General features: G+C 46.1%; 12 protein-coding genes. 7 read left to right on the top strand and 5 right to left on the bottom strand.

What is annotated here, in order from left to right:
* Positions 1–112 precede the first annotated feature (112 nt).
* Positions 113–2140 (bottom strand): ATP-dependent zinc metalloprotease FtsH, encoded by a 2028-nt coding sequence (gene ftsH / locus MC7420_RS30570; protein WP_071777279.1) that lies wholly within the window; start codon positions 2138–2140, stop codon positions 113–115.
* A gap of 266 nt (positions 2141–2406) precedes the next feature.
* Between ftsH and MC7420_RS30565 the strand changes: the two genes are divergently transcribed.
* The 3 genes from MC7420_RS30565 to ureC all read left to right on the top strand — a co-directional run bounded on the left by MC7420_RS30565 (position 2407) and on the right by ureC (position 5461).
* Positions 2407–2952: an NADPH-dependent FMN reductase gene (locus MC7420_RS30565; protein WP_006105529.1), complete on the top strand. Its 546-nt coding sequence runs from the start codon at positions 2407–2409 to the stop codon at positions 2950–2952.
* A 306-nt stretch (positions 2953–3258) separates the two neighbouring features.
* The gene (locus MC7420_RS30560) at positions 3259–3540 is read left to right on the top strand and encodes a DUF1830 domain-containing protein (protein ID WP_063712040.1); all 282 of its coding nucleotides are present in this window, start codon (positions 3259–3261) and stop codon (positions 3538–3540) included.
* 202 nt (positions 3541–3742) lie between these two features.
* On the top strand, positions 3743–5461 hold the full coding sequence (gene ureC, locus MC7420_RS30555) for an urease subunit alpha (protein WP_044210680.1): 1719 nt from the start codon (positions 3743–3745) through the stop codon (positions 5459–5461).
* Between the two features lie 631 nt (positions 5462–6092).
* Here the strand turns inward: ureC and MC7420_RS30550 are convergent.
* Entirely contained in the window at positions 6093–7043 is a 951-nt protein-coding gene (locus MC7420_RS30550; RefSeq protein WP_006105511.1) for a glycosyltransferase family 2 protein, read from the bottom strand.
* A gap of 174 nt (positions 7044–7217) precedes the next feature.
* The gene (locus MC7420_RS30545; protein WP_006105534.1) at positions 7218–7421 is read right to left on the bottom strand and encodes a hypothetical protein; all 204 of its coding nucleotides are present in this window, start codon (positions 7419–7421) and stop codon (positions 7218–7220) included.
* 30 nt (positions 7422–7451) lie between these two features.
* Here MC7420_RS30545 and MC7420_RS30540 point away from each other — a divergent pair, with 30 nt between their 5' ends.
* From MC7420_RS30540 to menB, 4 genes are all read left to right on the top strand, one after another.
* Complete coding sequence (locus MC7420_RS30540) at positions 7452–7871, top strand: twin-arginine translocation signal domain-containing protein (protein WP_044210675.1); 420 nt, start codon at positions 7452–7454, stop codon at positions 7869–7871.
* 358 nt (positions 7872–8229) lie between these two features.
* Complete coding sequence (locus MC7420_RS30535) at positions 8230–8841, top strand: hypothetical protein (RefSeq protein ID WP_006105578.1); 612 nt, start codon at positions 8230–8232, stop codon at positions 8839–8841.
* 1 nt (position 8842) lies between these two features.
* Positions 8843–9685: a restriction endonuclease subunit S gene (locus tag MC7420_RS30530; RefSeq protein WP_052307573.1), complete on the top strand. Its 843-nt coding sequence runs from the start codon at positions 8843–8845 to the stop codon at positions 9683–9685.
* Between the two features lie 433 nt (positions 9686–10118).
* Positions 10119–10952, top strand: a complete 834-nt coding sequence (gene menB, locus MC7420_RS30525; protein ID WP_006105509.1) for a 1,4-dihydroxy-2-naphthoyl-CoA synthase — start codon at positions 10119–10121, stop codon at positions 10950–10952.
* A gap of 500 nt (positions 10953–11452) precedes the next feature.
* Here the strand turns inward: menB and MC7420_RS37500 are convergent, their stop codons facing one another.
* Both MC7420_RS37500 and MC7420_RS30520 read right to left on the bottom strand, forming a co-directional pair.
* Positions 11453–11761, bottom strand: coding sequence for a hypothetical protein (locus MC7420_RS37500; RefSeq protein WP_006105562.1), 309 nt, complete (start codon positions 11759–11761; stop codon positions 11453–11455).
* A gap of 317 nt (positions 11762–12078) precedes the next feature.
* Positions 12079–12621 (bottom strand): DUF721 domain-containing protein, encoded by a 543-nt coding sequence (locus tag MC7420_RS30520; protein ID WP_006105523.1) that lies wholly within the window; start codon positions 12619–12621, stop codon positions 12079–12081.
* Positions 12622–12735: the final 114 nt, after the last annotated feature.

The following is a 12735-nucleotide window of genomic DNA, read 5'->3' as shown; positions in this document are numbered from 1 at the left end:
CGATTTAACCTGTTCAATGGGCAACACAGCGAACATAATTCACCCGTTAACAATAGACGAAAAAGCAGATGACATAAACCTTACAGCCTTCTGCCTTCTGCCTTCTGCCTTCCTAATGTATCACCGCCATTTGTTTTTCTGGCAGTTGGGTGTGTTCGGCAACAATTTGTCGGAATTGTTCCCCTTCAATGGTTTCCTGTTCCAACAAAATGTCCACTAAGCGATCAATTAACGGTCGATTGTCGCGAATTAGCTGACGCGCTTGTTCATAGCATTGCATTGCGATCGCTTGCACTCGATGATCGATTTTAGCGGCAACTTCTTCGGAATAGTCAGATCGCTGTGTCCAACCGCCGCCGAGAAACACTTCGCTGTTCGGGCGTTCCAGAGCAACCGGACCTAAATCAGACATCCCATACCGAGTCACCATCTCACGCGCCAGTTCTGCGACTTTCTTAATATCACTAGCCGCACCAATGGTCACTTCACCATGACCAAAGACTTCTTCTTCCGAAGCCCGACCCCCTAAGGCAATGGTAATCTGATCAATGAGCCACGTCCGAGGCAAATACAAATCCCCCAGATCAGTAGAGCGACTGATATCCATAAATTCTTCATTAGGTAAGGGTTGGGCAAACCCACCCACGCCACCGGAACGGGGCAAAATTGTCACCTTGTTTAAGGGATCAGAATTTTTCAGAATGGTCATCAGCAGGGCATGTCCGACCTCATGGTAAGCAATTAATCGCTTTTTCTTACTATCCAGAAGCGGCGTCATTTGCAGACCAATACTGACGCGATCGATGGCATCATCAATTTCTAGGGGTGTGATTGCCTCTTTACGCCGTCGGGCGGTGAGGATCGCCGCCTCGTTGAGCAGGTTCGCCAAATCCGCGCCAGAAAATCCCGGAGTGCGTCGGGCGATCGCTTCTAAGGATATCTCTGGTGCCAATTTTTTATTCCGACTATGGACATCCAAGATCCCCAGCCGTCCATTATAGGTAGGCAGATCTACCATCACATGGCGATCAAATCGCCCAGGTCTAAGCAGGGCGGAATCTAAAACATCGGGACGGTTGGTCGCCGCAATAATGATAATGCCCGTATTTCCCTCAAACCCATCCATTTCTGTGAGTAACTGGTTGAGGGTTTGCTCTCGCTCATCGTTACCTCCACCGATACCCGCACCCCGTTGTCTACCAACGGCGTCGATTTCGTCGATGAAGATTAAGCAGGGAGCATTTTCTTTCGCTTTTTTGAATAAATCCCGCACTCGCGAGGCACCCACCCCGACGAACATCTCCACAAACTCACTGCCAGAGATACTAAAGAACGGAACCCCCGCTTCTCCCGCGATCGCTTTTGCCAGCATGGTTTTTCCTGTACCCGGAGGACCCACTAACAGAACCCCTTTGGGAATACGCGCACCAATGGCGGTAAACCGTTCCGGTTGTTTGAGAAACGTAACAACTTCTTGCAATTCTTCTTTCGCTTCTTCAATCCCTGCTACATCCCCAAACTCTATCCCTGTTTTCGCTTCCATCTGAAAGCGAGCGCGGGATTTGCCAAAGTTTAACGCTTGACCGGAACTACTCGCCGAACGGCGCAGAATCATCATCAGTCCGGCGAGTAAGAGTAAGAGCAAAAATAACTGCATCACCAACCCTAAAGCGGCGGAATTATTCGTGGTTGGCGTTACATCCAAGGGAATATTGGTGTTCCGCAATTTGCCAATCAGTTCGCCATTTTGCTCCAGTAGCATGATTTCTTGGGGCGGTTCGGCGTCTTCCTGTCCGGCTAAGTAGACTCTAGCAACATCACGGGCGGGGTCAAGTTCAACTTTTTTGATCGTACAATCCGTTTTCGATGTCTGACTCGGTGGGATCTCTTCCTCTGGGGATGAGGGGGGCGGCGTGCAGGCATCAATTTTCTGCAAAAGCTGCCCATAGCTTAACGATGGCTTTTGTTCCGTCTGTTGCGCTTGGGCTGGGACACCCAACATCACACCTTGAACGATCACTAAGCTGGTTACCATACGCCACCAATAACGAAGTTTATTCTGTGGCGGCTTTGGCTTACTCGTTGAACCTCTACGCGGTTCATGTCCCATCCATGATCTCATCCAGGAACTGTTGTTCATCGAATAATTTCCCTTGTTGGTCCTGTCTATTAACTCGCAGCATAATGCTGCCAAGGCGTGACGCGGCACGTTCAACTGCTTCCCAACCTCTAGTTTAGCGTTCCTCCAATCTAGCCGTGACTAGGAGAGGATGCAATCGTGTTTTCTGAAAACTGAAGGGGGGATCAGGGACTGGAAAACTAGGCAAGGTGTGGGGTGTGGGGTGTGGGATGTCAGTAACCAGGGAACTAAGGTATTTTGTATTAGAAAGTATTAATCGGCGAAACATGGTAAAAATTGTTGGCATCAATGGTAGCCTGCGAGCTAAATCCTATAGCTATCAAGCCTTAACCTTAGCCATCCAGCGTGTGCAAGCCTTGGGCGCATCCACCGAAATTCTTGACCTGCGACAGATGCAGTTACCATTTTGTATCGGTAGCGATGACTATCCCGGTTATCCCGATGTCATCCGGTTACGGGAAACGGTACAGGAAGCCGATGGCTTAATTTTGGTTACACCGGAATATCATGGGGGCGTGAGTGGGGTACTCAAAAATGCCCTGGATTTGATGACATTTGACCATTTATCGGGTAAAGTGACAGGGCTGCTTAGCGTGTTAGGCGGTCAAGCCAATAGTAATGCCCTCAATGAACTCCGGCTGATTATCCGTTGGGTTCATGGTTGGGTGATTCCTGAGCAAATCGCTTTTGGTCGAGCGTGGCAAGCGTTTGGTGAAGATGGCAAGCTTTTAGATGAGAAACTCTCGAAGCGTTTAGATCAGTTTGCGGAAAGTTTAGTTGATCATTCTCGCAAGCTGCGGGGCGTGTTATAACATTTTTTACTAAAACATGACTGAACGAAGATTCGTTTAAATAGCGTGTTGGTTGTTTCTTGTTCTCGCTGTCCTGTTGCCAAAATTTAACGGAAGTGGTTTAATAGTAAGCCACTTATTTATCGCCGCTTTTAATGCATTGACAAGCTAAATTGTCAATACCTCTTATATTTAATTTTGTCAACAAATATAAAATTTAGTATAAATTTAACAATTATTTTTAGTAAACTTAAACTCTCATTTGTAAAAATTAAAATAGAGGGAGTCAATCACCTTCGCTTTGTTACTCAAGAATACCTAAGACCCATGATGATATCAGCCATTCCTTCACAACCGACGAGTGCTTCGGCTCAATGTCTTTGTAGCTATGCCAACACAACTAGCTCCCTGCAAGTGATTCGGATTGGTAACCCTAGCGCTTACAGTTTTGAGCGTATTGTTTTCCCTGGCGATCGCCTGTTGTTTGAAGCGGCATCAGATGCTCAACTCGAAGTTTTATCAACTTATCTGGGTCAAGCGATCAAGATTGAGAAAATTCCCTGTCACCAGTTGCAGGTTGAACTTAATCAGCCTCGGCTATCAGCTTAAGAAATAAATAGCATAAAGAAGGCACATTGGTACAGATTTTTAAACAAAACTTAACATTGTTTGAAACTCACATTGCCACAATCGATAAAGAATGGGGAGGAAGATCGGTTTCCTCCTCTTTTTTTGTGCTTGTGGGGACGTGCGATCGCGCCGAAATGCCGTATAATTGACCAGCCCCATAGCATCTGCCAGAGAAACCGCGATGAGTTACCGAATGGATCGCCGCGCTTACGCTGAAACGTATGGTCCGACTGTAGGCGATCGCATCCGTCTTGCTGATACTGAATTGTTCATTGAAGTGGAACGAGATTTCACCACGTATGGGGATGAAGTCAAGTTTGGTGGCGGGAAAGTGATTCGGGATGGGATGGGACAATCTCCGATATCAAATGCAGATGGGGCGGTGGATCTGGTGATTACCAATGCCCTAATTTTGGATTGGTGGGGAATTGTCAAAGCTGATATTGGGATTAAAGACGGTAAGATTTTCCAGATTGGCAAAGCTGGAAATCCCAATATTCAAGATAACGTCGATATCATTATTGGTCCGGGGACGGAAGCTGTAGCGGGGGAAGGGATGATTCTCACCGCTGGGGGGATTGATGCCCATATTCACTTTATCTGTCCCCAACAAATTGAAGTCGCGATCGCATCCGGGATTACTACGATGTTAGGCGGCGGTACGGGACCCGCTACCGGCACCAACGCCACCACTTGCACACCGGGTCCGTGGAATATTTATCGGATGCTGCAAGCCGCCGATGCGTTTCCGGTAAATTTGGGATTTATGGGTAAAGGCAATAGTAGTCAACCTCAGGGACTTGTAGAACAAGTGTTAGCGGGGGCAATGGGGTTAAAGTTACATGAAGATTGGGGAACTACGCCAGCCACAATAGACACCTGTCTGAGTGTCGCGGATGACTATGATATTCAAGTCGCCATCCATACCGACACCCTCAACGAAGCCGGATTTGTGGAAAACACGATCGCGGCATTCAAAAACCGCGCTATTCATACCTACCATACCGAAGGTGCAGGTGGGGGTCATGCCCCCGATATTATCAAGGTTTGCGGTCAAGCCAATGTTTTACCCTCCTCCACGAATCCCACTCGCCCCTACACGATGAATACCCTGGAAGAACATCTGGATATGTTGATGGTATGTCATCACTTGGATCGGGGGATTCCAGAAGATGTCGCCTTTGCCGAGTCAAGGATTCGCCGGGAAACGATCGCGGCTGAAGATATTTTGCATGATTTAGGCGCATTTAGTATGATTGCCTCCGATTCCCAGGCGATGGGGCGAGTCGGGGAAGTGATTATTCGCACCTGGCAAACAGCGCACAAGATGAAAGTGCAACGGGGCGTTTTACCTTCATCCTCTGGGGAAACGGTGGATCATGATAACTTCCGGGCAAAGCGGTATGTGGCAAAGTACACGATTAACCCCGCGATTACCCATGGTATTGCTGACTATGTGGGTTCAGTTGAGGCAGGAAAATTGGCAGACTTGTGTTTATGGAAACCTGCCTTTTTTGGCGTGAAACCGGAGATTGTGATCAAAGGCGGTATGATAGCCTGGTCTCAAATGGGAGATGCTAATGCCAGTATACCCACACCCCAACCGATTCACAGCCGTCCCATGTTTGGCAGTTTTGGCGGTGCGATCGCGGCTACGTCGTTAACCTTTGTCTCTCAGGCGGCATTAGACCGAGATATTGCGACACAATTGAAACTACAAAAACCTGCGGTTGCGGTGTCCAATACCCGGCAAGTGAGTAAGCGAGATATGAAATTAAACGATGCATTACCTGAGATGGAAGTTGACCCAGAAACCTATGAAGTTAGGGCAGATGGAGAATTGTTAATTTGCGAACCAGCTAAGAGTTTACCCATGGCACAGCGTTACTTTTTGTTTTAAGAGAACAGTGCGATCACGCTTTCTGCTGTCTTTGTCTGAAAGGCTTGGTTTAGATACTTCCAACGCCGTGATTACAGCAGTTTGCTCTGCTATGCAGTACATTATCGATCTCCCTAAATCCCATAAGCACCATTGTAGAGACGCGCCATGGCGCGTCTCTACATAAATGATGTGTCCTAACCGCTATGGCGGTTGCTATAGTAGCGAGCAAGATGCAAAGCCTGCGGCATGGCTTCGCTTAACGCACTACAAGGATTTCGCCATTATTGACATTAAGGTTTAAATGCCGAACAGCTTACAGCGCAAAGAGCCATAAACTAAGCTAGAACTTGGACTGTCATCTATAAAAAGGATTATAAAAGGGTAATTAACTGGGATTTGCTATCAGTAAGCTTTAGCTTACTTGAGCTATTAGCCGGAAATTTATTTCCCGGCTATTGACTCATAACTTAAATATACTCTTTCTTTTATTTTATAGCACTACGCTCTAAGGTTAGGACAAAAGAAGAAAAATTCAAATCGCTTGACCCTGAATTTCGACAGGCTCAATTGCCGCGAAGCGACGCCCTGAGTGTGCCGAAGGGTCGAAGGGTCAATCCCTTGCCTATTGCCTATTGCCAATTGCCTAGCGCTACGCGCTATACCGCTTCTTTTCCATATCCGCATAAGCCGCGTAAACTCCCTGCACGTTATACCAATTCAGGAAAATTCGGGCAATTTCTAAGGCTAATTGCGGCTTCCCACGATTAATCAAATATTGCAAGAAAGATGCCATGGTTCGTTCATTTAATCGCCCACCCACGGAAAGAACTCCCCACAGTATCCGGTGCAGCCATGTCATCTGAATCATCATTCGCACGTCCCAAGTGGGATGTTTTTGATAAAATAATACTCCCATGCGTCCCCGTTGAATTTCTCGGTCAATCATCTGGGGAATTTGGTCTAAATTAAAGGGAGGATGCCAATGATAGCCAACAGCCGCCGGACATTTAATCAGTTTTAAGCCTAACTGTTTGAGGCGAACACCTAGTTCTAAGTCTTCCCAACCATAGAGTTGAAAACGAGTGTCAAAGAGTCCGGCTTCCTCCAACCACTTCCGCGCGATCGCAACATTTCCAGTAGCAAAATAGGCGGCGGAGAAATCCGTTATTTTATAGGGTTCCGAACTAGGATTATCGAAATTGTTGGTATTAATCACCCAGCCATAAGTAAAGACGCGATCGCTCCCTAATTGCTGTTGTCCCTGAACTAATGCATCCGCATGGGCTTGGAGGAAATTCTCGGTAACGACTAAATCGCTATCGATAAAGATAATTGTATCGCCTTTAGCCTGCTCTACGCCTAGATTTCGGGCGGCGGCTGGACCTAGGTGATCTTGAGAGAGCGATCGCACTTTGGATAGTTCCTGACGATGAGAGTCCAGCCACTCTAGGGTGCCATCCGTTGAGCCATCATCCACCACGACAACTTCATAGCCAGTGACAACAGTATCTTCCCTGAGATGTTGGAATTCTAAGGCTCTCAGGCATTTTTGTAAAATGGGTAAGCGATTGTACGTTGGGATAACAACGCTGAAAAACAAGGATGAGGAATGGGGTATTACAGATGAATTTTTGTTCTTCATTCAGGGGTAAACGGCTGTAGAACTTATTAATTATGAATCAGGGCGGGTTTTGTTGTTCCATTAGTGGTGGGGAGGGCGGGTTTTGTTGTTCCGTTATTGGTGAATATCGGAATTTAGTCCCTAAACCCGCCCCTACGGTATCGTGCCAAATGTCACCCCCTTTTGTTTCAGCCAGCGACGGTAAGCTAGGGAGGCTTTATCACTGGGAAAATGACACTCCCGTTGTAAATCTAAATCATGTTCCAGCAACCGTATAGACTGCACCGTACCCGCAGCAACGTTATCAGCCGCCGCAATAACCTGCCAGTCGTTGAGCAAAACTGAGTCTTTGAACATACTTAGAGTATGGTAAACGGATAAAAGTTGATGACCGATAACGACAAAGCCGCCAGTGATAACTCCCCACTCAACCCCAAACGCAGGCAGTTTATCAAACGATGCGGTGTCCTCGGTGCAGGAATCGCCCTATCTGACTTAATTTTGCAATCAGCCAACCAACCTGTTGCAGCCGCACCGCTGCAAAAAACGCCCTTTGCAGGAGATATAAATAGTATGACAACTCTCAACCCTGGAGAAATTCCCCGTCGTCCCTTGGGGCGCACTGGCGTAGACGTCTCAGCCATTGGCTTAGGTGGCGCTCATTTGGGTAATGCGTCGAGTCAGGAGGAAGCAACACGCATTGTCCAAGAAGCCGTTGACGCGGGAATCACGTTTATGGATAATGCCTGGAGAAGGGATGGTGGGATAACCGCGTGGAAAATGAGTTTGCCTGGAAGATTTCGGTAGAGGAAATTAAGGGCAATGGGTACAATTTGGATATTAAGAATCCCTACCAGGAGAAAGAAAAGTATCGGGATTTAGGGAAAATGTTGGCAGAGTAAGCTGTTCGGCATTTAAACCTTAATATCAATAACGGCGAAAGCCTTGTAGTGCGTTAAGCGAAGCCATGCCGCAGGCTTTGCATCTTGCTCGCTACTAATACCCAATTTAAATGCATGACAGCTTATCAGGAGTTGATGGCAGGGGTAAGTGAGACGCGAAATTTGTTGAAAGCGGAATTGATGAACGCTTTGAATGAAGGTGAGATACTTGACTTGTTTAAGAAATCGGGTATCTGAACAATATATAAGAAGGAGGTTCACCAATGGCATATAGCAATTTCACGTTAGCTAAAGTTAAGGAAGATTTTGGTTTAACGGTGGATGAGACTCAAAATTTATTTGCAGATGTTGAAGGAGTTAAGCCATCGGATATTTTAAGTGTTACCTTACAAGATTATATTCCTTTAGCAACGGCAATTGGTACGGAAAAGGCGCGTTCTGAGTTTCTGATTGCACCCATTTTAAGTGAAGTTAGGCGGCTATTAAATTATCAGATTAGCTTGTTTTCTGGTACTGATTTTAATGTAGATATTGAGAAAGGACTTATCGGATATTGTGATTTTCTGATCAGTGCTTCTAGAGAGCAGTTTTTTATCAGCGCTCCTGTGATTACTATTGTTGAGGCTAAAAATGAAAATATTATTGGCGGGTTGGGGCAATGTGTAGCCGAAATGGTAGCAGCTCAGTTTTTTAATCAACGTCAAGGAATTGATATTCCTGTCATTTATGGGGTTGTAACCAGTGGTACGGCTTGGCGGTTTTTGACGCTGGATGAAACTAATGTCTGTATTGATTTAGTAGAATATTATATTAATCAAGTTGAGAAAATATTAGGGATTATTTTAAAACCAATTCAAGCTTATTTACCAAAGTAGGATGAGCAATGCTCAGGAGGTATTAATGGAATTAGAGACGTTTTTTGAGCAGTTTGAGTTGTTGGCTGATGCGCCGAATGGGGTGCAGAAGTTACGGGAGTTGATTTTGCAGTTGGCGGTGCAGGGGAAGTTAGTGCCGCAAAATCCTGATGATGAACCTGCTTCTGTTTTGTTGGAGAGGATTAGGGAAGAGAAAAAGCGCTTGGTTAAGGAAGGGAAGATTAAGAAGGGGAAGAAGTTACCGCCTATTGATGTGGATGAGATGCCGTTTGAGTTACCTTATGGGTGGGAGTGGGTGAGATTCGATAGCGTAGCAACAATACAATCTAACTTAGTGAAACCAGAATCTTATTCTAACTATCCGCATATTGCACCTGACAAAATTGAAAAGGGTACTGGCAGATTATTAGATTGCAACACTATCCAGGAAGATGGAGTAACTAGCCCTAAGCATTTCTTCTTTAGCGGTCAGATTCTCTATTCTAAGATACGACCCAATCTTTCTAAAGCAGTTGTGATAGATTTTGAGGGACTGTGTAGTGCAGACATGTATCCCATTAAAGCTTATATCTACACAAGATACTTACACTTTTATATTTTGACAGGAACTTTTTTAGAATTAGTAGTTGGTTATGATAATCGCTTGGCAATACCCAAAGTTAACCAACAGCAATTAAATAATACTGTTGTTCCAGTTCCGCCCCTCCCTGAACAACACCGCATCGTCGCCAAAGTCGATCGCCTGATGTCCTTCTGCGACGAACTCGAAGCCAAACTTACCCAATCCATCAGCGACAGAGAGAAATTAATGGAAACGGCTGTGCGTCAGGTGTTGGTGGCGTGATGATTGATTGGATTTGAGAAAGGCGACGCATTTATATTCCTGCTAACCGTCCCCCTATTAGATCCCCCTTCCATCCCCCTTAAAAAGACGGAAGCCAGCGGATGCGGGAGCTTTTGTTGCACGGGGGAGACCAAAGGATGCTTCGCTTTTTTTCTATGGGGGAGAATTCAAAGCCTCTCTCCTTGTAGGAGAGAGGTTGGGAGAGAGGTTTTCCAGATCCGGTGAAAAGTAAGATCCTACTCCATCCAACGCTTACATGCTGTCTGAGGATGAATGGTACTGCATCAATGCTGGTGGGCAATGCCCACCCTACGGTATATCAAGGGTTTTGGCGATCCAAAAATGCAAATTTTTAGTGCCATTGGGTCTTAGGATAGGGAAGTCAAGCTCAAAGTAGTACTTGGAGTCTTTATAACCAAGGGAAAATATTGATATGTCAATTGACTGGCAAACCGCCAAAACCTACGAGGATATTCTTTATCACAAAGCCGACGGTATCGCCAAAATCACCATTAATCGCCCCCACAAGCGCAACGCCTTCCGCCCTAAAACTGTCTTTGAACTCTACGACGCCTTTTGTAACGCCCGCGAAGACCAAAGAATTGGTGTTGTTTTATTAACCGGGGCGGGTCCTCACACCGATGGTAAATATGCCTTCTGTTCTGGAGGGGATCAAAGCGTTCGGGATAAGGCAGGATACGTTGGCGATGATGGCGTTCCTCGCTTAAATGTCTTGGACTTACAACGCCTGATTCGTTCTATGCCAAAAGTGGTGATTGCTCTAGTCGCCGGGTATGCCATTGGCGGCGGTCATGTCTTGCATGTTATCTGTGACCTAACCATTGCCGCAGATAATGCCATCTTTGGTCAAACGGGTCCAAAAGTCGGCAGCTTTGATGGGGGGTTTGGCGCTAGCTATCTCGCCAGAATGGTGGGTCAGAAGAAAGCACGAGAAATTTGGTTCCTCTGTCGCCAGTATACGGCACAAGAGGCGCTGGATATGGGTTTGGTGAACACTGTTGTCCCTGTAGACCAGTTGGAAACGGAGGGGATTCAATGGGCAAGGGAAATCTTACAAAAAAGTCCTATTGCTATCCGTTGCTTAAAAGCGGCGTTTAACGCTGACTGTGACGGTCAAGCGGGTTTACAAGAATTGGCGGGAAATGCCACGTTACTGTACTACATGACGGAGGAGGGGTCAGAAGGGAAACAAGCCTTCCTGGAAAAGCGCCCTCCTGATTTCCGTCAATATCCTTGGTTGCCGTAGTTTGACACTGTTCGTTAGGTCTTTCACTCGGTCGGGGCGGGTTTAGTCACTTATGGGTGAATCAGAAACGATAACGGTGAAACCCGTCCCTACATAGGGCTTGCTGAATAAGTGGTGAGGTGAGGGGGAGCAGGGGAAGCTGGGGGAGCTGGGGAAGCTGGGGGAGCTGGGGGAGCTGGGGGAGCAAGGGTACATTTTCCCTGAGCAAGGTGATGCCATACTTATGAAGGATGCTACCCCATTTCCTGGCACTTTATCCACTGTCCATACGCCTCAAAGTATTGATGGATCAGGGTTTCCGGGTTGTGCAGTAAGCCCTACATAAATTTTCTCAAAGATTAAGATTGGGTTATCAGAAATTAATTAAACAGGAATTCTCTTAAACGATAAAACTCAAGGGCAAGGTTGATGCTTTTACTCATTTGAATGAGTCCAATTGATGAAGGTTGTAAGTAACCTCTAACCAACCGATACTCTAGCCGAAGGTTATAAAAGGGAAATTACACAAGAGCAACTTTAGTTGCCACGTTTTCAGGGTTTGATGTCTGGACTTTTGTCGAGGGCGTCGGCTGGGAATGTCTCTGGGAGCAGTTTGTAGCTAAATCTTCTCTCAACAGCCGTTGATCATCAAGCCATATTTGCTCAAAACTTTCCCACGAGGGCGCAAAGGGTGGTAGGGCTAAGGAACAAGCTTTCCAATTGGCTTTAACGGGTACGCCAAGTTGCTGACACGTACCGCCGCGCCGTCCTTCAAGTTGGTAATAGCGACAAAACTGACAAGCGGACGTTGAGCATTTGAAGGTTTTCATTGGATGTCTTAAAAAATGAACGTTTAATTAGCTGCCTATATCTTCTCAATTTCCATTATTTTTTACTTAAACTATTAATATTTTATGTTTTCTTTATAATTGCTTTATATATGAACACATTCTCGCAAAGAAACGAAACAATCAGTTAAGCTTGGTCAGAAACTAGGTGAATTTTTCGTGAAACCTCATGGGGATCAAGCCCAAAGGATAAACCTAATGTATAGTTAGATACGAAATTTAAGCGAGAAATTCAAACAAGAATGATAAGTTAAACCGATCCGACAGGTCAGCATTCATAAGCCCGGTCAAGGCAACCGCTAACCCTGCCACTGCTTAGTCGCACACAAGCCACAAACGTGCCAGCGTTTCAGTTCTCCTGGCGGTGTGGGACAATGACATTGCGGACAAAGGGGTAGGTTCTGCGATCGCGCCTTAATTTTCGCCGCCCACTGTTCAAATGCCGTTTGGGGTGTAGGCTGTTCCACAGGGGGATCAGCAGACGATGAGACCTCCGGTTGATCCACAAGGCTGGGATGTTCCGATTCCTCAGTCTGGGGTAAGGTTTGCTCTTGATACCACCATCCGGGCGAAAAACGGATAGTTTCTATCGGCGTGGACAAGCGAGCATTAAGCTGTTTCAAAATAGAACGGCAATTTAAACTCAGATCTTGAGACCAAACCGAACTTGACGTGGCAACATAAAGAATTGAACGGGATAGTGAATGGGGTCGGGTTTGCTGCGCCCTATCTGCACCCACAACGTCAGCCCAACAGTCGCGGATCTGTTGAAATTGCTTTTGACCTTGCCAAAACGGCTGATTATCCAGTGCTTCTACTATATGATTAAGAGATTTCAGCATGAGTATTTATGCTTTCCCATACAGCTATCCTAAACCAACACCATCCTTAACGACTGTCTTCATTGTCACAATGAGCCTCTAACTCAACCCTGCCGAATTAAACGGAAGTTCCCT

The sequence above is a fragment of the Coleofasciculus chthonoplastes PCC 7420 genome (assembly GCF_000155555.1).
Lineage (GTDB): Bacteria > Cyanobacteriota > Cyanobacteriia > Cyanobacteriales > Coleofasciculaceae > Coleofasciculus > Coleofasciculus chthonoplastes_A.
This window is presented reverse-complemented; position numbering and strand designations above follow the sequence as displayed.

Excerpts from the sequence above, each read along its gene's own strand:
- MC7420_RS30560 (WP_063712040.1), top strand. The coding sequence starts at position 3,259 with ATGATGATATCAGCCATTCCTTCACAACCGACGAGTGCTTCGGCTCAA.
- MC7420_RS30565 (WP_006105529.1), top strand. The coding sequence starts at position 2,407 with ATGGTAAAAATTGTTGGCATCAATGGTAGCCTGCGAGCTAAATCCTAT.
- menB (WP_006105509.1), top strand. The coding sequence starts at position 10,119 with ATGTCAATTGACTGGCAAACCGCCAAAACCTACGAGGATATTCTTTAT.
- MC7420_RS30530 (WP_052307573.1), top strand. The coding sequence starts at position 8,843 with ATGAGCAATGCTCAGGAGGTATTAATGGAATTAGAGACGTTTTTTGAG.
- MC7420_RS30540 (WP_044210675.1), top strand. The coding sequence starts at position 7,452 with ATGACCGATAACGACAAAGCCGCCAGTGATAACTCCCCACTCAACCCC.
- MC7420_RS30535 (WP_006105578.1), top strand. The coding sequence starts at position 8,230 with ATGGCATATAGCAATTTCACGTTAGCTAAAGTTAAGGAAGATTTTGGT.
- ureC (WP_044210680.1), top strand. The coding sequence starts at position 3,743 with ATGAGTTACCGAATGGATCGCCGCGCTTACGCTGAAACGTATGGTCCG.
- ftsH (WP_071777279.1), bottom strand. The coding sequence starts at position 2,140 with ATGAACAACAGTTCCTGGATGAGATCATGGATGGGACATGAACCGCGT.
- MC7420_RS37500 (WP_006105562.1), bottom strand. The coding sequence starts at position 11,761 with ATGAAAACCTTCAAATGCTCAACGTCCGCTTGTCAGTTTTGTCGCTAT.
- MC7420_RS30545 (WP_006105534.1), bottom strand. The coding sequence starts at position 7,421 with ATGTTCAAAGACTCAGTTTTGCTCAACGACTGGCAGGTTATTGCGGCG.
- MC7420_RS30520 (WP_006105523.1), bottom strand. The coding sequence starts at position 12,621 with ATGCTGAAATCTCTTAATCATATAGTAGAAGCACTGGATAATCAGCCG.